At 51.5% G+C, this 21,284-nt stretch carries 19 protein-coding genes, 1 pseudogene and 1 other annotated feature; of the genes and pseudogenes, 9 read left to right on the forward strand and 11 right to left on the reverse strand.

The window, feature by feature from the left end; genetic code table 11:
• Nucleotides 1-19 precede the first annotated feature (19 nt).
• Nucleotides 20-988, forward strand: a complete 969-nt coding sequence (aes, locus tag FFT88_RS20150) for an acetyl esterase (protein ID WP_135403869.1) — start codon at nt 20-22, stop codon at nt 986-988.
• On the opposite strand, the gene hemH is transcribed toward aes, so the two are convergent.
• The 8 genes from hemH to FFT88_RS20190 form a co-directional block, all read right to left on the reverse strand.
• Nucleotides 963-1,925 carry a ferrochelatase gene (gene hemH / locus FFT88_RS20155; protein ID WP_135403870.1) on the reverse strand — a complete coding sequence of 321 codons (963 nt, stop codon included), beginning with the start codon at nt 1,923-1,925 and terminating at the stop codon, nt 963-965. The genes aes and hemH overlap by 26 nt on opposite strands.
• 131 nt (nt 1,926-2,056) lie before the next feature.
• A complete protein-coding gene (gene adk / locus FFT88_RS20160) occupies nt 2,057-2,701 on the reverse strand; it encodes an adenylate kinase (protein WP_001313630.1) in 645 nt (214 codons plus the stop codon).
• Nucleotides 2,702-2,919: 218 nt separating this feature from the next.
• The gene (gene htpG, locus FFT88_RS20165) at nt 2,920-4,794 is read right to left on the reverse strand and encodes a molecular chaperone HtpG (RefSeq protein WP_000678201.1); all 1,875 of its coding nucleotides are present in this window, start codon (nt 4,792-4,794) and stop codon (nt 2,920-2,922) included.
• 109 nt (nt 4,795-4,903) lie between these two features.
• A complete protein-coding gene (recR, locus tag FFT88_RS20170) occupies nt 4,904-5,509 on the reverse strand; it encodes a recombination mediator RecR (RefSeq protein ID WP_130206305.1) in 606 nt (201 codons plus the stop codon).
• Entirely contained in the window at nt 5,509-5,838 is a 330-nt protein-coding gene (locus FFT88_RS20175; RefSeq protein WP_001515903.1) for a YbaB/EbfC family nucleoid-associated protein, read from the reverse strand. Before FFT88_RS20175 ends, recR begins: the two co-directional genes overlap by 1 nt.
• A 52-nt stretch (nt 5,839-5,890) precedes the next feature.
• A complete protein-coding gene (dnaX, locus tag FFT88_RS20180; RefSeq protein WP_135403871.1) occupies nt 5,891-7,822 on the reverse strand; it encodes a DNA polymerase III subunit gamma/tau in 1,932 nt (643 codons plus the stop codon).
• Nucleotides 6,494-6,558: a sequence feature (DnaX frameshifting element), on the reverse strand. (Overlaps the previous gene by 65 nt.)
• 118 nt (nt 7,823-7,940) lie before the next feature.
• Nucleotides 7,941-8,492 (reverse strand): adenine phosphoribosyltransferase, encoded by a 552-nt coding sequence (gene apt, locus FFT88_RS20185; protein ID WP_064529079.1) that lies wholly within the window; start codon nt 8,490-8,492, stop codon nt 7,941-7,943.
• A gap of 161 nt (nt 8,493-8,653) precedes the next feature.
• Nucleotides 8,654-9,022 carry a DUF454 family protein gene (locus tag FFT88_RS20190; RefSeq protein ID WP_135403872.1) on the reverse strand — a complete coding sequence of 123 codons (369 nt, stop codon included), beginning with the start codon at nt 9,020-9,022 and terminating at the stop codon, nt 8,654-8,656.
• A 69-nt stretch (nt 9,023-9,091) separates the two neighbouring features.
• Here FFT88_RS20190 and priC point away from each other — a divergent pair, with 69 nt between their 5' ends.
• Nucleotides 9,092-9,619, forward strand: a complete 528-nt coding sequence (gene priC / locus FFT88_RS20195) for a primosomal replication protein N'' (protein ID WP_135403873.1) — start codon at nt 9,092-9,094, stop codon at nt 9,617-9,619.
• A 13-nt stretch (nt 9,620-9,632) separates the two neighbouring features.
• Entirely contained in the window at nt 9,633-9,800 is a 168-nt protein-coding gene (gene rsmS, locus FFT88_RS20200; protein WP_135403874.1) for a pleiotropic regulatory protein RsmS, read from the forward strand.
• A 45-nt stretch (nt 9,801-9,845) separates the two neighbouring features.
• On the opposite strand, the pseudogene FFT88_RS25865 reads toward rsmS, so the two are convergent.
• The 3 genes and pseudogenes from FFT88_RS25865 to acrR all read right to left on the reverse strand — a co-directional run.
• A pseudogene (locus FFT88_RS25865) lies at nt 9,846-9,944 on the reverse strand (hypothetical protein); the annotation flags it as partial.
• A 60-nt stretch (nt 9,945-10,004) separates the two neighbouring features.
• Nucleotides 10,005-13,367: a mechanosensitive channel MscK gene (gene mscK / locus FFT88_RS20205; RefSeq protein WP_135403875.1), complete on the reverse strand. Its 3,363-nt coding sequence runs from the start codon at nt 13,365-13,367 to the stop codon at nt 10,005-10,007.
• 121 nt (nt 13,368-13,488) lie between these two features.
• Entirely contained in the window at nt 13,489-14,142 is a 654-nt protein-coding gene (gene acrR, locus FFT88_RS20210) for a multidrug efflux transporter transcriptional repressor AcrR (protein WP_130206295.1), read from the reverse strand.
• A gap of 141 nt (nt 14,143-14,283) precedes the next feature.
• Here acrR and acrA point away from each other — a divergent pair, with 141 nt between their 5' ends.
• From acrA to FFT88_RS20240, 6 genes are all read left to right on the forward strand, one after another.
• A complete protein-coding gene (gene acrA / locus FFT88_RS20215; RefSeq protein WP_130215483.1) occupies nt 14,284-15,477 on the forward strand; it encodes a multidrug efflux RND transporter periplasmic adaptor subunit AcrA in 1,194 nt (397 codons plus the stop codon).
• A gap of 22 nt (nt 15,478-15,499) precedes the next feature.
• Entirely contained in the window at nt 15,500-18,649 is a 3,150-nt protein-coding gene (acrB, locus tag FFT88_RS20220; RefSeq protein WP_130223199.1) for an efflux RND transporter permease AcrB, read from the forward strand.
• Nucleotides 18,650-19,206: 557 nt separating this feature from the next.
• Nucleotides 19,207-19,581 carry an Hha toxicity modulator TomB gene (gene tomB / locus FFT88_RS20225; protein WP_000344800.1) on the forward strand — a complete coding sequence of 125 codons (375 nt, stop codon included), beginning with the start codon at nt 19,207-19,209 and terminating at the stop codon, nt 19,579-19,581.
• A 25-nt stretch (nt 19,582-19,606) separates the two neighbouring features.
• A complete protein-coding gene (locus FFT88_RS20230; RefSeq protein ID WP_001280991.1) occupies nt 19,607-19,825 on the forward strand; it encodes an HHA domain-containing protein in 219 nt (72 codons plus the stop codon).
• A 171-nt stretch (nt 19,826-19,996) separates the two neighbouring features.
• Nucleotides 19,997-20,548: a maltose O-acetyltransferase gene (maa, locus tag FFT88_RS20235; RefSeq protein ID WP_130206289.1), complete on the forward strand. Its 552-nt coding sequence runs from the start codon at nt 19,997-19,999 to the stop codon at nt 20,546-20,548.
• Nucleotides 20,549-20,661: 113 nt separating this feature from the next.
• Nucleotides 20,662-21,132, forward strand: coding sequence for a YlaC family protein (locus tag FFT88_RS20240; RefSeq protein ID WP_130206287.1), 471 nt, complete (start codon nt 20,662-20,664; stop codon nt 21,130-21,132).
• Nucleotides 21,133-21,284 lie beyond the last annotated feature (152 nt).

The raw sequence follows: 21,284 nt of genomic DNA on the forward strand, positions 1-21,284 counted from the left end.
ATTTGAAAGGAGTTTTTCTATGAAGATGGAAAACAAATTACCCGCACTGGAACTGATTTCTGCCGAAATGAGGGCCGTTGTTAATACACTTCAGCCTGATTTACCGCCCTGGCCCGCAGAAGGAACACTTGCCGAGCAGCGTCAGCATTACACGCTCGAGCGGCGATTCTGGAATGCTGGCGCTCCAGAAATGGAAACCAGGGATTACGCAGTTCCGACAAAATATGGACAGGTGGAGGCCCGCTTATTTTGTCCAAATCCAGATAGCCCAGCGACGCTATTTTATCTTCACGGCGGTGGTTTTATTCTCGGCAATCTCGATACTCACGATCGCATCATGCGCCTGCTGGCAATCTACAGCCAATGTACGGTGATTGGCATTGATTACACCCTTTCACCTGAAGCGCGTTTTCCGCAGGCGATAGAGGAAATCGTGGCCGCCTGTTGTCACTTCCACCAGCAGGCGGGCGATTATCAAATCAATATGTCACGTATTGGCTTTGCCGGTGATTCCGCTGGCGCAATGCTGGCGCTAGCCAGCGCCTTGTGGCTGCGGGATAAACAGATCGATTGCGGTAAGGTTGTGGGCGTTTTGCTGTGGTATGGACTTTATGGGTTACGGGATTCCGTGACTCGTCGCCTGCTGGGCGGTGTCTGGGATGGCTTAACGCAACAGGATTTGCAGATGTATGAAGAGGCATATTTAGGCAGCGAAGCGGATCGCGAGTCGCCGTATTACTGCCTGTTTAATAATGATCTCACTCGAAATGTGCCGCCCTGTTATATCGCCGGAGCGGAGTTCGATCCGCTGCTGGATGACAGTCGCCTGCTTTACCAGACGTTAGCGGCACACCAGCAACCTTGTGAGTTCAAACTCTACTCCGGTACGCTGCACGCCTTTTTGCATTATTCACGGATGATGAAAACCGCCGACGATGCTCTACGCGACGGTGCTCGATTCTTTAGCGATAGGCTGCAACAAGATTAGCCATCATTTCGATATGTTCCGGTGTAGCATTAAGCGCCGGAATATATTCGTATTTTTTCCCGCCAGCGCCGAGGAAGACTTCACGGTTTTGCTCGGCAATCTCTTCCAGAGTCTCCAGACAATCCGCAGCAAAGCCCGGACACACCACCTGAATATGACCGACACCTTTTTCTCCGAGCATTTTCAACGTTTCGTCGGTATAAGGCATCAGCCAGGGTTCCCGACCAAAGCGCGACTGAAAGGTCATCATCACTTTTTCCGGTGCCATCCCTAGTGCGGAAGCCAGTTCACGAGTCGTTGTGCGACAACGCTGCGGGTAATCATCACCTTCATCCGCGTAACGCTGAGGAATGCCATGATAAGAGAGCAGCAGCAGATCCGGCTCGCCATGTTTTTCGAAAGAGGCCCGCACGCTATTTGCCAGCGCATTAATGTAATCGTGGTTATCGGCGTAATCACGAATAAACGAAATCCCCGGAATGCTACGCTTGCGCGCGAGAATGCGTGCAAGTTCATCCCATACCGCACCGACCGTTGAACAGGAGTATTGCGGATAGAGCGGCAGCACCACAATATGATCAACATGTTCTGCCAGTAGTTCATCGACGGCGCTTTCCAGTGATGGCGAGCCGTAGCTCATGCCCAGCGCCACTGGCATATCCGGTAAACGTTGTGCCAGCGCCTGCTGTTGCTGGCGGCTGTAAACCATCAGTGGCGAGCCGTCTTCCATCCAGACCGAGGCGTACAGCTTCGCCACGCGCGGCGAGCGCAGCGGCAAAATCACACCACGCAGCAACGGCCACCACAACAGCCGTGAGGTATCGACCACGCGTCTATCGCTTAAAAATTGTTTCAGATAGCGTTTTACCGCTTCAGGAGTGGGGGCATCGGGCGTCCCCAGGTTTGCCAGCAGGATACCGGTTTTAGTCTGACGCATTACCGCCTCTTATCGATTCAACTTGTTGATAATTGTAGCGGAAAAGTGAGGAAGAAGAACTAATTGCTGTGAGAGGTCTGGCCTGAGGAGGATACGCAGACCTGCCCGAGAGCAGATCTGCTGCGGCTTAATTAGCCGAGGATTTTTTCCAGAGCCGCGCGAACTTCAGCAACCGGTTTGGTGCCGTCAACTTTCGCGTATTTGGTGTTACCCGCTTCTGCTTCTTTGGAATAGTAGCCGATCAGCGGTGCAGTCATCTGATGGTATTCAACCAGACGTTTACGTACGGTTTCTTCCTGATCGTCTTTACGGGTAGTCAGCTCTTCACCGGTTACGTCGTCTTTACCTTCTACTTTCGGCGGATTGAATTTAACGTGATAAACACGACCAGACGGCGCGTGAACGCGGCGACCGACGATACGATCAACGATCAGTTCGTCCGGTACGTCGAATTCCAGAACGTAATCAACATTGATGCCCGCTTCTTTCATCGCGTCTGCCTGCGGAATGGTACGCGGGAAGCCGTCCAACAGGAAACCATTACGGCAATCTTCCTGAGCAATGCGCTCTTTAACCAGCGCGATCACCAGTTCATCGGTGACCAGTTTGCCAGCGTCCATAATGTCTTTAGCTTGTTTACCCAGCTCGGAGCCAGATTTGACTGCGGCACGCAGCATATCGCCAGTGGAGATTTGCGGAATACCATATTTCTCCATGATGAACTGAGCCTGAGTCCCTTTCCCCGCGCCCGGAGCGCCAAGCAGAATGATACGCATTGCGAAAATCCCCTTAAATTGTGTCGAATTTTTTGAAAAAGCGATAAACGATACCACCAACAGGCGATTGCCTCAAGAAAGGCGCCCGGGGCTGAAACGGTTAATGGTGAGATAATTTGCGGAAAGTGCAGAGGATGAAAAGAAAAATGCCGGATGACACGAAGGTCATCCGGCACCACATTCAGCTGTATGCCGGATAAAATTCATCCGGCATTACATCAGGAAACCAGTAACTGGTTCATACGACGAATAAACAGGTTCGGATCTTCCAGCGTACCGCGTTCTGCCAGCAGCGCCTGATCCAGCAGCAGTTCTACCCACTCGCTGAACTTGGCTTCATCTTCAGTATCTGCAGCACGTTTCACCAGTACGTGATCCGGGTTCAGTTCGAAGATGTATTTCACTTCTGGTACTTTCTGGCCCGCTGCGGCAAACAGTTTCGCCATCTGGGTGCTCATTTCGTCCGCGTCGGTAGAAACGATCGCTGGCGTATCGGTCAGACGGTGGGTCAGACGAACATCTTTCACGCGCTCGCCAAGCAGTGCTTTCACGCGGTCGATGAACGGAGTCAGTGCTTTTTCCGCTTCTTTCGCACTTTCGTCGACTTCGTCAGCCAGTTTTTCCAGCGACTCGTCAACTTTAGACACAGACTGGAACGGCTTGCCATCGAACTCGGTCAGATAGTTCATCATCCACTCATCGATGCGGTCAGAAAGCAGCAGAACTTCGATGCCTTTCTTACGCAGCAGTTCCAGGTGCGGGCTGCTCTTCGCTGCCGCATAGCTGTCTGCGGTGATGTAGTAGATTTTCTCCTGCCCTTCTTTCATGCGGGAAACGTAGTCTTCCAGAGACACGGTCTGCGCAGAAGAATCGGTATGGGTAGACGCAAAACGCAGCAGTTTGGCGATCGCTTCCTGGTTAGCGAAATCTTCCGCCGGACCTTCTTTCAGTACCAGGCCAAACTGTTGCCAGAAGGTCTGGTATTTTTCCGCGTCGTCTTTCGCCAGTTTTTCCAGCATTTGCAGCACACGCTTGGTCAGCGCATTGCGCAGATTGCGGGTTACGGTGCTGTCCTGGAGGATTTCACGGGAAACGTTCAGCGGCAGATCGCTGGAGTCAATCAAACCACGCACGAAGCGCAGATAGTTCGGCATGAACTGTTCTGCGTCGTCCATGATGAACACACGCTGAACATACAGTTTCAGGCCGTGTTTATGATCGCGGTTCCACATATCCCACGGTGCCTGCGACGGGATGTACAGCAGGCTGGTGTACTCCTGCTTACCTTCAACGCGGTTATGGCTCCAGGTCAGCGGATCGTTAAAGTCGTGAGCGATATGTTTGTAGAACTCTTTGTACTCTTCATCGGTGATTTCCGACTTGTTACGAGTCCACAGCGCCTGCGCTTTGTTGATTTTCTCCCAGGAGATAACGGTTTCGCCGTCTTTCTCTTCGCGTTTTTCGATCTCTACCGGCAGCGCGATATGGTCGGAGTATTTGCTGATGATGGAACGCACGCGCCAGTCATCGAGGAACTCATCTTCGCCTTCACGCAGATGCAGGGTGATTTCAGTACCACGATCTTCTTTGGTGATGTCGGCAACGGTGTATTCACCTTCACCAGCTGATTCCCAGAACACGCCGTTTTCTGGTTTTTCGCCCGCCGCACGAGTACGCACGGTCACTTTATCGGCCACGATAAACGCGGAGTAGAAACCAACACCAAACTGACCGATCAGTTGGCTGTCTTTCGCCTGGTCAGAACCCAGGGATTCGAGGAATGATTTGGTGCCGGATTTCGCGATAGTCCCCAGATGGTCAATCACTTCGTCGCGGGTCATCCCCACGCCGTTATCGGAAATGGTCAGCGTGCGCTTGTCTTTATCGAAAGAAACACGAACGCGCAGTTCGCCGTCACCTTCGTACAGATCCGGGTTAGAAAGCGCGCGGAAACGCAGCTTGTCCGCCGCATCGGAGGCGTTAGAGATAAGCTCACGCAGGAAGATTTCTTTATTGGAATAGAGAGAATGGATCATCAGGTGCAGAAGCTGTTTCACTTCTGACTGAAAACCACGAGTTTCTTGTCCTTTCATGTAGGTCTACCTCAATAATGCCATTTTAAGGTTAAAAACAGGATGAGGGGTAAATGGGGACAAGGAAGGATAATTTCAAGCGAGAGCAGGTGATCCTGCTCTCGTTTGCTTAAAAACGAATCTTATGACGCCCGGCAAGGGAATGTGACAACGTGGTGCCATCGACCATTTCCAGTTCGCCGCCAACCGGTACGCCATGAGCGATACGGCTGGCTTCCACGTCATATTGCGCGCAAAGCTCGGCAATGTAGTTAGCGGTGGCTTCACCTTCGACCGTCGGGTTGGTGGCGAGGATCACTTCGGTGATTTTTTCTGCCGCCAGACGCTGTTCCAGGCGATCAAGTCCGATATCATCCGGGCCAATACCGTCCAGCGGTGACAGATGCCCCATCAACACAAAATAACGACCGGAAAACTGCCCAGTCTGCTCAATGGCGTAGATGTCCGCTGGACTCTCTACCACGCAGATTTGACCGTTTTCCTGACGACGCGGATTTGAACAGATGTTACAGACTTCCTGTTCGGTGAAGGTCCGACAATCGGCGCAGTGGCCGATTTCCGACATCGCCCGGGTGAGCGCCTGCGCCAGACGCATCCCGCCGCTACGATCGCGCTGAAGCAGCGTGAACGCCATACGCTGCGCCGACTTCGGGCCAACGCCCGGCAGACAGCGCAGTGCTTCCATAAGCTGTGTTAACAGCGGGCTGGTTTGCATCAGAACGGCATCTTAAAGCCTGGCGGCAGCTGCATTCCGGAGGAAACAGAGGCCATTTTTTCTTTCTGGGTTTCTTCGATGCGGCGCGCTGCGTCGTTGAATGCCGCAGCGACCAAATCTTCCAGCATCTCTTTGTCGTCTTCCAGCAGGCTAGGGTCGATCTCTACGCGACGGCAGTTGTGAGCGCCATTGATGGTCACTTTCACCAGACCAGCACCGGATTCGCCAGTCACTTCCAGCTTCGCGATTTCTTCCTGCATCTGCTGCATTTTTTCTTGCATCTGCTGGGCTTGCTTCATCAGGTTGCCCAGACCGCCTTTACCAAACATAGGTTTCTCTCTCAATCACGTTAAGGATGACGATCGTAAGCAGTGCTTACGATCAAATGGGGCGGATACTTTCTTCATCCAGCTCCGCATCAAAGAATCGACGCAGGGTCTGAATATTATTATCCGCAATAATGGACTCGCGCGCCTGCGCAAGTTTTTCTTCGTATATCGCCTGACGCCACTCCAGCGGCGTGCGCACCGCGGGATTATCATCTTCAACGATAGTCAGTTCAACCGTTGAACCTTTTAACGTGCTCAACGCTTCAGCCAGTTTTTGTTGTGCGCCGCGGTTATTCAAATGCCGCTGAGAGGAGCGCAAATGCAGGCATACTGCGTTGTCGCTCTCCTCTTTCCAGGCATTTAACGCCACCTGCTCGACCAGTTTGGGTAGCGAAAGTTGGCTCACCTGTGCCGCCCACGGGTCGCGCTCAATGGCTTCTGCCGCCAGCTTCGCCGCCAGTTCCGGCGTTTTTTCATGCTCCAGCGCTTTTTTCAGCGCCTTCGGCGTGGCGACCACTTCTTTTTGCTGCATCACTGGGGTAGTCGCTTTCCAGCGATACGCTTCTTTTTTGGCTGGCGCTTTTTCCAGCGCCGATGGCACCGGACGCGACTGAACGCGATCGGTGACCGAAGCCAGTCTTTCCAGCGCAGCGTTATTCACCGGCCGCGCGCGGGTAGCGGCTGCCGGTTCACTCTTTTTTGCTTTGGTTGCTCCCTGAGCGCGCTGCAGTTGCTGACGCGCCGCCAGCACCTGGCTGGTGGTTTCTGAGAGCGGTACAGTCGGTGCCTGCTGCGGCGCTGATTGCGGTTGTGGCGGCACCTGGGTTGGCGTCATTACCGCCGTTGGCGCGACGGGCGCAAAGGACTGGCGTGGCACTTCTGGCTCAGGCAGCGGCATACGCGGATGGAACGCCAGCGCGCGCAGCAGCGTCATCTCAACGCCCATGCGGCGGTCCGGCGCATACGGTAATTCTTTGCGACCAATCAACAGCGTCTGATAGTAAAGCTGAATATCCGTCGGCGGTATGGTGCGCGCCAGTTCACGCATCCGCAGCTCGATGGCGGCCATGTCGTTGCCAAGTGCAGCAGGCGAAAGTTGTACCATCGCAATACGATGCAACAGACCGAGCATTTCCACCAGCAACGCTTCCCACTCGATACCACGGGCAGCGGCTTCATTAATCAGCGCCATTACGCGCTCGCCGTTGGCCTCGACCATCGCTTCAACCAGCGACAGCGCCTGATCGTCGTCAAGCGTACCCAGCATCGCACTGACCGCCGGGGTTGAAACCTGGCCGTCACCGCTGGCAATGGCCTGGTCGGTCAGACTTAAGGCGTCTCGCAGGCTGCCTTCAGCGGCGCGCGCCAGCAGTTGCAACGCACGTGGCTCGTGGGCGATATGTTCTTCGTTGAGGATGTGCTCAAGCTGATGGCGAATTTGCTCGACATCCAGCGCCTTGAGATGGAATTGCAGACAGCGTGACAAAATCGTCACCGGCAATTTCTGCGGATCGGTCGTCGCCAGCAGAAACTTAACGTGCTCTGGCGGCTCTTCAAGGGTTTTTAACAGTGCGTTAAAGCTGTGACGCGACAGCATATGCACTTCGTCGATCAGATAGACTTTGAAACGACCACGCGCCGGAGCGTACTGAACGTTATCCAGCAGGTCGCGGGTATCTTCAACTTTAGTGCGCGAGGCGGCGTCGATTTCAATCAAATCGACAAAGCGCCCCTGCTCGATTTCACGGCAGTTATCGCATACGCCGCACGGCGTCGCGGTAATGCCGGTTTCGCAGTTTAGCCCCTTCGCCAGCAGTCGGGCGATAGAGGTTTTTCCGACGCCACGGGTGCCGGAAAAAAGATAAGCATGATGAATACGCCCTAACGACAAGCCGTTCGCCAGTGCGGTCAGCACATGTTCCTGGCCGACGACGTCAGCAAAGGTTTGTGGGCGCCATTTTCGGGCTAAGACCTGATAACTCATTGGCAGGCTCTGAAACGCTGGAAGGTGGATTCACGAAGGGGTAATGCTAACACAGCCCCGTCAGAACGGCGAGGCTGAATGTACAACTTGTGCTGCCCATGGCATGGGCTGGCGAAAATTAATGGCCCGGGAACGGGACAAGGCTATAACAGGTAATGCCCTGCTTTTCGAGGCGCTGTTCGCCGCCAAGATCGAACAAATTAATGATGAACGCAGCGTCAGTAACTTCACCACCTAAACGGCGGATCAGTTTAACCGTCGCTTCAATGGTGCCGCCTGTTGCCAGCAAATCATCAACCACCAGCACTTTGTCGCCAGGTTTAATGGCATCAACGTGGATTTCCAGCTTATCGGTGCCGTATTCCAGTTCGTAAGATTCGTTGATAGTTTCGCGCGGCAGTTTGCCTGGTTTACGTACCGGCACAAAACCAACGCCCAGACCCAGTGCTACCGGAGCGCCGAACAAGAAGCCACGAGCTTCAGTGCCGACAACTTTGGTAATGCCCGCATTTTTGTAACGCTCAACCAGTAAATCGATGCTGAGAGCGTAAGCTTTCGGGTCTTCCAGTAAGCTGGTGACATCGCGGAAAAGAATGCCGGGTTTCGGGTAGTCCTGAATGCTTTTGATGCTATTTTTGAGATACTCAAGCTGCTGTGCAGTCGCGGTCATAAGTGTATGCCTGCTTGTTACGGTGGTACTCACGGCGCGTTTTAAACGAGTCAAAAGTAACAGTTGTTTAACCTTTGACCGCCTGCGCCTGTGCTCGAAAACGCCAGAATGTACTGGCTGTGGGCGATAATTGCAACAGCGATTGTTGTGCTTTGCCGTTTTTATTGCTTTTCATCAATCACTGGGATTCGCCACATAAAAATCAGCAAACTGCCGAGGATCACCAATAACAGAATCCGCACCCACGTCATATGTACGAACCAAAGTGAAATCGCAAAAGTCACTAAAATAATGAATATCGCCCGAGGCTTTGCACCGCGTGGCATCGCATGATATTTCTGCCAGAAGCGTAAATAGCTGCCAAACCATGAGCGGTACAGCAACCAGGCGTGGAAGCGCGGCGATGAACGGGCAAAGCACCAGGCGGCCAGTAGGATAAATGGCGTCGTCGGCAATACCGGTAATACCACGCCCAGCGTACCCAACACTACCGCCAGCCAGCCAATGATGATTAAAATGATTCGTTGCATATTATGTGTAGTCAGCATACAGAGTGGCTACTTTAGCATAACAATTATCATTTTCATTGAGGTCTTATCGTGAAAACTGCCCTGCTGCTGGAAAAACTGGAAGGTCAGCTCGCCACGCTGCGCCAGCGTTGTGCCCCGGTGGCGCAGTTCGCCACGTTAAGCGCCCGTTTCGACAGGCACCTTTTTCAGACCCGTGCGACAACGTTACAGGCGTACCTGGAAGAAGCGGGAGATAATTTGTCAGCGCTTCGCCATGCGGTTGAGCAACATCAACTGCCGCAAGTCGCCTGGCTGGCAGAACATCTGGCGGCACAACTGGAAGCCATCGCGCGTGAAGCCGCAGCCTGGTCGCTACGCGAGTGGGATAGCGCACCACCAAAAATTGCCCGCTGGCAGCGTAAACGTATTCAGCATCAGGAGTTTGAACGACGGCTACGTGAAATGGTTGCCGAGCGTAAAGCCCGTCTGGTGCGGGCGACCGATCTCGTGGAACAGCAGACGCTACATCGTGAAGTGGAAGCCTATGAAGCGCGCCTGGCGCGTTGCCGTCATGCGTTGGAAAAAATCGAAAACAGGTTAGCGCGTTTAACCCGCTAACAATGGAGAAAGTATGTCACTGGAAAATGCCCCTGACGATGTCAAACTGGCCGTCGATTTAATTGTGCTACTGGAAGAAAATCAAATCCCTGCCAGTACCGTGCTGCGCGCGCTGGATATTGTAAAGCGTGATTATGAAAAGAAATTAACGCGCGGTGATGAGGCGCAAAGTGATAAATAAATGGGGCCGCTAAATGTCCCCTAAGATTGCGGGCAAACGCAAAACTGCCTGATGCGCTACGCTTATCAGGCCTACACCGCTCCTGCAATATATTGAATTTTCGCGGTTTCGTAGGCCGGATAAGGCGGTCACGCCGCATCCGGCATGAACAACGCGCACTTTGTCAGCAATCTCGGGGGCAACTAAATGCCGCCCCTTTCGTTATTATCCTACCGCAGGCGTCGGATCGTCACCTTTGTAGTCACGTTTCACTTCCGTCACTTCATCGCCCTTCTCGTTATGCAAATGCACTTCAAGCTGGTTAAAGGCAATGTTGATGTCGTTTTCACGGCATAACTGATCGATAGTACGGTTCAGTTCATCGACGGTGCGGCTACGGTCGCGCAGTTCACGAACATACAAGCGCAGTTCGTGATCCAGCGTGCTGGCGCCAAATGCCGTAAAGAAGACTTCTGGCATTGGCTCGTGCATCACCCTTGGATGCTCAGTCGCTGCCTGGAGCAGAACTCTGCGGACTTTTTCCAGATCGGAGCCATAGGCCACGCCCAGGCGGATCACCAGACGCGTGGTGGTGTCAGTCAACGACCAGTTGATCAGACGCTCGGTAACAAACGCTTTGTTCGGGATGATCACTTCTTTGCGATCGAAATCGGTAATCGTTGTCGCACGAATACGGATCTTACTGACCGTCCCAGAGTAGGTACCAATGGTTACCGTATCGCCAATGCGCACCGGACGTTCGAACAGGATGATCAAACCGGAGACGAAGTTACCGAAGATCTCCTGTAAGCCAAAACCAAGACCTACGGATAATGCTGCTGCCAGCCACTGGAGTTTATCCCACGAGACGCCCAGCGATCCGAACACCGTCATCGCACCAACGGCAATGATGATGTAGTTAAGGATAGTGGTGATGGCATACGATGCCCCCTGGCGCATGTTCAGGCGCGACAGCACCAGCACTTCCAGCAAACCAGGCAGGTTGCGAATCAACGCCCAGGCCACCATTGAGGCAATAATCGCAAACAACAGACTGCCCATGGTGACGTTTTTCACCACCGCAGCGCCAGCTTCAGTGCCGTTGTAATGCCAGAGCGTGATGCTGTCGAGATAGCTGAACACGGTGATCAAATCGGACCAAATTGCCCAGAACATGACACCGAACAGCGCAAACATCAGCAACATGGTAATACGCAGCGTCTGCTGGTTAACCTGCTCCAGCGCGATGGTGGGTTCTTCCGGCGGTTCGGCACCTTCAGCGCCCTCTTTCACCAGATTCTGCCGACGCGCCAGCGCACGACGCCAGGCGATACGTCGCGCCGCTACGCTTAAGCCGCGCAACACCGTCTGGTAGAGCAAGTTCCAGATGATCACCAGATAAACGGTTTCAATCCAACGCCCGGAGAGGCGCAGCGTGGTGTAGAAATAGCCTGTAGCGGTCAGCACCATCAGTGCAATCGGGATAATCGACAGCACGGTAATGGTGACCAGTCGCATGGTGTGCGACTCTTTATCACGCCAGCTTTCGCGGCACATCGGCCACACCAGGAAGGCAATCAGCAGCAGGTTGAAGAAAATCATCGCCTGCCCCAGCACATCATCCATCAGATGCAGCGGGGAGAGTTCTGCCACCACAGACCAGAAATGGATCGGCAGCAACGCGAGGCTGATGCGGACAATTTGCCGACGCCAGTGGCTGGTCTGCTGTTCCGGCATACCAAAGTGACGCACGGCAACACCGTTTTTCTCCAGCACTTTCCAGCACAGGCCAAACACCAGCCAGAAAATCGCCAGTTTTTTGCTGAACGACCACAATAATTCGCTGATGTTGAGCTGCATAGTCAGCAGAATCAGGCCGACAGCGAGAATAATCAGGCACACCGGCAGTGCGCGGATCAGGTCAATAAGAATCGCTTTTGGCGTATTGAGCTGGCTATCGTTACGCAGGGAACCTACCGCCGAAGCCAGTTTTTGTTGATATGCTTTCAGCCAGCCTAAACGCCAGTGAATCAGCCCGGCAATCAACAGCAGCGGCAAACCGGCAAGGAAAGCGATAAATACGGCGGGCCAGGCTTTTTCCCAGTTCACCGTAATTTTCATCGATTTAAACTCATCTTTCAGGGTTTGCGGGAACGCTTTGATCCAGTCCCAGTCCATTGGACGGTTACTGTTCACCCAAAAAATTTGCTGAGTCAGGATGGATTTCAGGTTTTTCGATACGCTCATTAACTGCTGCTGGTTGATTTGCAGGTTAATGGCCATCATCAGCTGGTTACCCAACTGTTTGTTAAGCTGATCCAACAGTTCGCGACGCATATCAACCACTTGCAATAACGCATCGTGAACTTCGCTGTTGACTTCGTTGGCGTGACCTTCTTCCAGCTTGCTGACGAACGCATCGCTCTGGAACAGCGCGTCACGTTGCTGGTTGACTTCAAACTGTTCGAGACGCAAGTCCGCGATGCGGTTGGTCATATTTTCCAGTTCATCCGCCGAGGGCAGCGTTTGTTGTTGCTGATAAAGAATGCGTGAAAGCAGCAGACTGCCTTTCAGGACAGAAATCTGCTCTTTGATGTTACGTTCCGATTGCAGCGCCCGCTCCAGCCAGTTTTTGACTTTGATGTTTTGCTGCATCAGGACATTACCGTTTTCGGTAGCGGTAATCAGACGCTGGCTTAATTGCTGGTTTATTTCCAGCTCCTGCTTCACCAGCGGATTAGCCTGAATACGCGCAGCTTCATCCGGGGTAACGGCTTCCTGCGCCGTTTTTTCGGTTAATGTCAGGCGCTTGCTGTTCACCGCCTCCTGCAACAGTTGTAGCTGATGTTCAAGTCGCGTACTGTTCGCCGTCACGTAATCACGCTGCTTTTGCAGGGTGTCCTGTAAGACAGTGTTCCCTTCCAGGCTTTTACGCTGTTGGTCAATCTCGGCATTCAGCAAAGCCTGCTGTGCCTGCATTAACACTTTCTGGCTGGGACGTAAGGCGGCTTCGCCGACCTCGGTTCCATCCAGGCGACTGCGAATTTGTTGCAATTGCTGCGAGGCGGTATACATCGCATTTTGCACGCGTTCAGGCTGCGTCTGTAACGAAACTAACTGGCTGTTATAAGAAGCCAGATCATTTTGTGCATTCTGCAAATCGTCCAACGCCTGGGAGACACGTAACTCCAACTGACGCAACGATAGCGTACTCAGAATTTTGCGGGTTTCTTCGTCGTTATCCACATCGTTGAGCGCAGTTAACGCTGCAGTCGCCTGGCGCATTTTCTCTGGCGCTTCGGCAACTTTTTGCCGTAATTGCACGGTTTCGTCTTTTACGCGATCGATTTTCTCGAGGGTGGCTAATGTGTCAGTAATATCTTGCTGCACCAGCTTGTCCTGGGCAGAAAGATCTTTTTGTTTATTAAGTGAGTCAAGTTGTGCCTGCAGGTCTGCTTTCGTCGGTAGATCACCATTCGATGACGCCCGCGCAAACGCCGTGTTCTGGCATAACAAGACAAGAACAAAAGCAATAAATGCTGAAAAAACAAAATGCCGTGATCGTTTGTAATACTGGAACATAGTCATGATGAATGAAGGTTTCTGAACCTGAAGAACGACCTGAACTAGTCGGGTGGCTAGAATATCACGGTGTAGAGAACCAGAATAGCAACAGCGAAAATGTCCAGGATAAATCCTGGAGTCTGATTCAGGATTTTTCGTTGGCGGCGGGAGTACGAAGGGTCGGGCAAAGAAGATACATTTCCAACAAGATGGCTACGTAATCGCGGGCTTCTTTTTTTAGGTCAAAAGATTGCGGTGCAAACAGCCAGTTTTCCATCAGGCCGGAAATATAACCGCGCATAATTATCGCCGCACGGCGCGTCATTAAATTGGTTGGTAATAATTTCTTTTCAATACAATGTCTTAACGTTTGCTCTATACGTTCATAACTTTCCAGACAGAGATTTCGTTGTGCCTGTTGGACAACCGCCATTTCTCCGACAAACTCGCATTTGTGGAAAATAATCTCCATCAATAATCGACGCCGTTCTTCTGTCACCGTCGATTCAAGCACATGAATTAGTATTTCTCTTAAAACTGAGAGTGGATCGTCAGGGAATTTTGCCTGATACTCAAGCTCTAGTTCACCAATATTGGACTCTGACAGCTCCCAGATCTCACTGAACAAATCCGACTTGTCTTTAAAATGCCAGTAGATTGCACCGCGCGTAACGCCTGCCGCTTTTGCAATCTCTCCCAGTGAGGTGGATGATACCCCCTGCTGTGAGAAAAGACGTAGCGCCACATCGAGGATGTGTTGACGCGTTTCTTGCGCTTCTTGTTTGGTTTTTCGTGCCATATGTTAGTGAATTTACAGGCGTTAGATTTACATACATTTATGAATGTATGTACCATAGCACGACGATAATATAAACGCAGCAATGGGTTTATCGACTTTTGACCATTGACCAATTTGAAATCGGACACTCGAGGTTTACATATGAACAAAAACAGAGGGTTTACGCCTCTGGCGATCGTTCTGATGCTCTCAGGCAGCTTAGCGCTTACAGGATGTGACGACAAACAGGCCCAACAAGGTGGCCAGCAGATGCCCGCCGTTGGGGTAGTAACAGTCAAAACTGAACCTCTGCAGATCACAACCGAGCTTCCGGGCCGCACCAGTGCTTACCGGATCGCAGAAGTTCGTCCTCAAGTTAGCGGGATTATCCTGAAGCGTAATTTCAAAGAGGGTAGCGACATCGAAGCAGGTGTCTCTCTTTATCAGATTGATCCTGCTACCTACCAGGCGGCGTACGACAGTGCAAAAGGCGATCTGGCGAAAGCGCAGGCGGCAGCCAATATCGCGCAACTGACTGTTAATCGTTACCAGAAACTGCTGGGTACTCAGTACATCAGTAAGCAAGAGTACGATCAGGCGCTGGCTGATGCGCAACAGGCAAATGCGGCTGTCACTGCGGCAAAAGCGGCTGTTGAAACCGCGCGCATCAATCTGGCTTACACCAAAGTCACCTCTCCGATTACTGGCCGTATTGGTAAATCGAACGTGACGGAAGGCGCCCTGGTGCAAAACGGTCAGGCGACTGCGCTGGCAACCGTGCAGCAACTTGATCCTATCTATGTGGATGTTACCCAGTCCAGCAACGACTTCCTGCGTCTGAAACAGGAACTGGCAAATGGCACGCTGAAGCAAGAGAACGGCAAGGCCAAAGTCTCGCTGATCACCAGCGACGGCATTAAGTTCCCGCAGGACGGTACGCTGGAGTTCTCTGACGTGACTGTCGATCAGACCACCGGTTCTATCACTTTACGCGCTATCTTCCCGAACCCGGATCACACTCTGCTGCCGGGCATGTTCGTACGCGCTCGTCTGGAAGAAGGGCTTAATCCTAACGCCATTTTAGTTCCGCAGCAGGGTGTAACTCGTACACCACGCGGTGAGGCTACCGTTCTGGTGGTTGGCGCAGATGACAAAGTGGAAACCCGCCCAATCGTCGCAAGCCAGGCTATTGGCGATAAGTGGCTGGTGACAGAAGGTCTGAAAGCAGGCGACCGCGTAGTAATAAGTGGGCTGCAGAAAGTGCGTCCTGGTGTCCAGGTAAAAGCACAAGAAGTTACCGCTGATAATAACCAGCAAGCCGCAAGCGGTGCTCAGCCTGAACAGTCCAAGTCTTAACTTAAACAGGAGCCGTTAAGACATGCCTAATTTCTTTATCGATCGCCCGATTTTTGCGTGGGTGATCGCCATCATTATCATGTTGGCAGGGGGGCTGGCGATCCTCAAACTGCCGGTGGCGCAATATCCTACGATTGCACCGCCGGCGGTCACGATCTCCGCCTCCTACCCCGGCGCTGATGCGAAAACAGTGCAGGACACGGTGACACAGGTTATCGAACAGAATATGAACGGTATCGATAACCTGATGTATATGTCCTCTAACAGTGACTCCACAGGTACTGTGCAGATCACCCTGACCTTTGAGTCTGGTACTGATGCGGATATCGCGCAGGTTCAGGTGCAGAACAAACTGCAGTTGGCGATGCCGTTGCTGCCGCAAGAAGTACAGCAGCAAGGGGTGAGCGTTGAGAAATCTTCCAGTAGCTTCCTGATGGTTGTCGGCGTTATCAACACTGACGGCACCATGACGCAGGAAGATATCTCTGACTACGTAGCGGCAAATATGAAAGATGCCATTAGCCGTACGTCGGGCGTTGGTGACGTTCAGCTGTTCGGTTCACAGTACGCGATGCGTATCTGGATGAACCCGAATGAGTTGAACAAATACCAGCTAACGCCGGTTGATGTCATTACCGCTATCAAAGCACAGAACGCCCAGGTCGCAGCCGGTCAGCTCGGCGGTACACCGCCGGTGAAAGGCCAGCAGCTTAACGCCTCTATTATTGCTCAGACGCGTCTGACCTCTACTGAAGAGTTCGGCAAAATTCTGCTGAAAGTGAATCAGGATGGTTCCCGCGTGCTGCTGCGTGATGTGGCGAAGATTGAGCTGGGTGGTGAGAACTACGACATCATCGCGGAATTTAACGGACAACCGGCTTCGGGTCTGGGTATCAAGCTGGCAACCGGTGCGAACGCGCTGGAAACTGCTGCGGCAATCCGTGCTGAACTGGCGAAGATGGAGCCATTCTTCCCGTCAGGTCTGAAAATCGTTTACCCGTACGACACGACGCCGTTCGTGAAAATCTCTATTCACGAAGTGGTTAAAACGCTGGTCGAAGCGATCATCCTCGTGTTCCTGGTTATGTATCTGTTCCTGCAGAACTTCCGCGCGACGTTGATTCCGACCATTGCCGTACCGGTGGTATTGCTGGGGACCTTTGCCGTCCTTGCCGCCTTTGGCTTCTCGATAAACACGCTAACGATGTTCGGGATGGTGCTCGCCATCGGCCTGTTGGTGGATGACGCCATCGTCGTAGTAGAAAACGTTGAGCGTGTGATGGCGGAAGAAGGTCTGCCGCCGAAAGAAGCCACACGTAAGTCGATGGGGCAGATTCAGGGCGCACTGGTGGGTATCGCGATGGTGCTGTCGGCTGTATTTATCCCGATGGCCTTCTTCGGCGGCTCTACTGGTGCAATCTATCGTCAGTTCTCCATTACCATTGTTTCGGCAATGGCGCTGTCAGTGCTGGTGGCGTTGATCCTGACTCCGGCACTTTGTGCCACTATGCTGAAACCTATCGCTAAAGGCGATCACGGCGAAGGCAAAAAAGGCTTCTTCGGCTGGTTTAACCGCATGTTCGAGAAGAGCACGCACCACTACACCGACAGCGTAGGCGGCATTCTGCGCAGTACGGGGCGTTATCTGGTGCTGTATCTGATCATTGTGGTCGGCATGGCTTATCTGTTTGTACGTCTGCCAAGTTCCTTCTTGCCAGATGAAGACCAGGGTGTATTTATGACCATGGTCCAACTGCCAGCGGGTGCGACGCAGGAACGTACGCAGAAAGTGCTCAATGAGGTGACGGATTACTATCTGACCAAAGAGAAGAACAACGTTGAGTCGGTATTCGCCGTTAACGGCTTCGGCTTTGCGGGACGTGGTCAGAACACTGGTATTGCGTTCGTTTCGTTGAAGGACTGGGCTGACCGTCCGGGTGATGAAAACAAAGTTGAAGCGATTACCATGCGTGCGACGCGCGCCTTCTCGCAAATTAAAGATGCGATGGTCTTCGCCTTTAACCTGCCTGCGATTGTGGAACTGGGTACGGCAACCGGCTTCGACTTTGAGCTGATTGACCAGGCTGGCCTCGGTCACGAAAAACTGACTCAAGCGCGTAACCAGCTGCTGGGCGAAGCGGCGAAACATCCTGATCTGTTGACCAGCGTGCGTCCGAACGGTCTGGAAGATACTCCGCAGTTCAAGATTGATATCGACCAGGAGAAAGCTCAGGCTCTGGGTGTTTCTATTAACGATATTAACACTACCCTGGGCGCTGCATGGGGCGGCAGCTACGTGAACGACTTTATCGACCGCGGTCGTGTGAAGAAAGTTTACGTCATGTCAGAAGCAAAATACCGCATGCTGCCGGAAGATATCGGTAACTGGTATGTGCGTGCTGCTGATGGCCAGATGGTGCCGTTCTCGGCATTCTCCTCTTCGCGTTGGGAGTACGGTTCGCCGCGTCTGGAACGTTACAACGGCCTGCCATCCATGGAGATCTTAGGCCAGGCAGCACCAGGTAAGAGTACCGGTGAAGCAATGGCGCTGATGGAACAACTGGCGAGCAAACTGCCTACCGGTGTTGGCTACGACTGGACGGGGATGTCCTATCAGGAACGTCTCTCCGGCAACCAGGCGCCGTCGCTGTATGCGATTTCGTTGATTGTCGTGTTCCTGTGTCTGGCGGCATTGTACGAGAGCTGGTCGATTCCGTTCTCCGTTATGCTGGTCGTTCCGCTGGGGGTTATCGGTGCGTTGCTGGCAGCCACCTTCCGCGGCCTGACCAACGACGTTTACTTCCAGGTAGGCCTGCTCACAACCATTGGGTTGTCGGCGAAGAACGCGATACTTATCGTCGAATTCGCCAAAGACTTGATGGATAAAGAAGGTAAAGGTCTGATTGAAGCAACTCTGGATGCGGTGCGGATGCGTTTACGCCCAATCCTGATGACTTCACTGGCATTTATCCTCGGTGTTATGCCGCTGGTTATCAGCACCGGTGCTGGTTCCGGCGCGCAGAACGCAGTAGGTACTGGTGTAATGGGCGGGATGGTGACCGCAACGGTACTGGCGATCTTCTTCGTTCCGGTGTTCTTCGTGGTGGTTCGCCGCCGCTTTAGCCGCAAAAATGAAGATATCGAACATAACCATACAGTCGATCATCACTGATTAACATCGTAATCACTAAGGCCGCGCAAGCGGCCTTTTTTATACGCGTAATCTTAATGTTGAAATGTTTATAGTTAATGATTTCAAACGTAAGTTAGTTTTAACGCCGCATAAAATTCATAAAAAATACTTATTGTTAGTTAATTTATATTAAGTCGTACTGATGGATTTAATAACCCCCAGGCATCTAGAGGCTATTCTTAATTATTTGCGGCAATTCTTTATTTGTTCATGTCAATTACATCATAATCAGAGTAATCCTGGGTATTAGTGTGACAAATCGTCAGACCCTTTTATCACTCTCAAACATCCTGATTACATTATGTTATGAATAGCATCAGACAAAGTGCTTTAGCCATTACGTCGTCGGCGCTGGAATGAGGAAGAGGGTCTTTTCCCTCCCCTCCTCCTAATTGTAATTTTTCGTAATAATACGATGAAAACCGCCAAAGAGTAGCTTATAGTTAATCTAACAAGTGAGAGAGCAAGGCCAGGTCTGTAAGTTTTCCATCCCAAAAGGTGTCCGTTAGTTCAACCGCTAAGAAGGGGGACGCGTTATGGATGAATACTCACCAAAAAGACATGATATCGCGCAGCTTAAATTTCTCTGCGAAACCTTGTATCATGACTGTCTTGCAAATCTTGAAGAAAGTAACCATGGTTGGGTTAACGACCCTACCTCGGCCATCAATCTGCAGCTTAATGAACTCATTGAGCATATAGCAACCTTCGCACTTAATTACAAAATTAAGTATAATGAAGACAATAAGCTCATTGAGCAGATAGATGAATATCTGGACGACACCTTTATGTTGTTCAGTAGTTATGGTATTAATATGCAGGATCTCCAGAAATGGCGGAAGTCAGGTAACCGACTGTTCCGTTGTTTTGTGAATGCCACTAAAGAGAATCCTGCGAGTTTATCTTGTTAGAATTATTACAACCATGGGTAGAAGTATGTCCGATAAACCTTTAACGAAAACCGATTATTTGATGCGTCTGCGTCGTTGCCAAACAATTGACACGCTTGAGCGTGTTATCGAGAAAAATAAATACGAATTATCAGATAATGAACTGGCGGTATTTTACTCAGCCGCAGATCACCGCCTCGCAGAATTGACCATGAATAAACTGTACGACAAGATCCCCTCCTCTGTATGGAAATTTATTCGGTAATTAAATAGCAGACATTCGAAGATGTAACCGACTGTTTATTAACATTATTATATTATTCGCAATGAAAGCATACTGCATGTGACATTCATCACACTCGGGAAACGGGAACGTTCTCTTAACTGACTTTTCGCATTACCGTGTTGCCGCATTTTCAGCAACGAGAGGTCAGTAATGAGCACAGAAAAAGAAAAGATGATTGCTGGTGAGTTGTATCGCTCGGCAGATGAGGAGTTATCTCGCGATCGCCTGCGCGCTCGTCAGCTTATTCACCAATACAATCATTCCGCACCGGAAGAACAAACATTACGCCAGAAAATTCTCACCGATTTATTCGGTCAGGTAGCAGATGCTTATATTGAACCCTCTTTTCGCTGCGACTATGGCTATAACATTTTTTTGGGCAAAGGATTTTACGCCAACTTCGATTGCGTGATGCTCGATGTCTGCCCAATTCGTATCGGTGATAATTGCATGTTGGCACCAGGTGTTCACATTTATACCGCAACGCACCCTGTCGACCCGGTAGCCCGTAATAGTGGCGCTGAACTGGGGAAACCTGTGACTATCGGTAATAACGTCTGGATTGGCGGACGTGCTGTCATCAACCCTGGTGTAACCATTGGCGATAACGTCGTGGTGGCCTCTGGCGCCGTCGTCACAAAAGATGTTCCGGCTAACGTTGTCGTGGGCGGTAACCCGGCAACTGTCATTAAAAAACTGTAACCATAGTTGCAACTGTTATGCAAAATTGTGGTTAATCTGTTACTTTCATCATATGACTCCCACGTTAAAATAGGGTGTTCCCTGAAAAGTTGCAGATACCACAAAGGCAAAAGATGACTGAAATACAACGCCTGCTGACCGAAACAATTGATGCACTAAATGCACACGAAAAACGCGATAATAAACCTCGCTTTAGTATCAGTTTTATCCGTAAACATCCGGGGCTGTTTATCGGTATGTATGTCGCTTTTTTTGCCACTCTGGCTGTGATGTTACAGTCTGAAACGCTGGTTGGTTCAGTCTGGCTCCTGGTGGTATTGTTCATCCTGCTTAACGGTTTCTTCTTTTTTGACGTTTATCCGCGTTACCATTACGAAGATATCGACGTTCTGGATTTCCGGGTTTGCTACAACGGCGAATGGTACAATACACGCTTTGTTCCAACTGCATTGGTCGACGCTATTCTGAACTCGCCGCGTGTCGCGAACATCCACAAAGAACAGTTGCAGAAAATGATCGCTCGTAAAGGTGAGTTGTCCTTTTACGATATTTTCACTCTCGCCCGCACCGAAGCGACACCATAAGTTGTATCGCCCTCACCAGGCGTAAACCTCCGCGCCTGGTGAATTGACAACAATCGTTGCCACAACGCATTTAACGAAACTCCCCCGCATCACTTATCTTTTGCATGCCCTTATTCGCTATCGGATATACTTTCCCTACACTGCGTAAATAA

It is taken from the genome of Escherichia sp. E4930 (genome assembly GCF_005845405.1).
Lineage (GTDB): Bacteria > Pseudomonadota > Gammaproteobacteria > Enterobacterales > Enterobacteriaceae > Escherichia.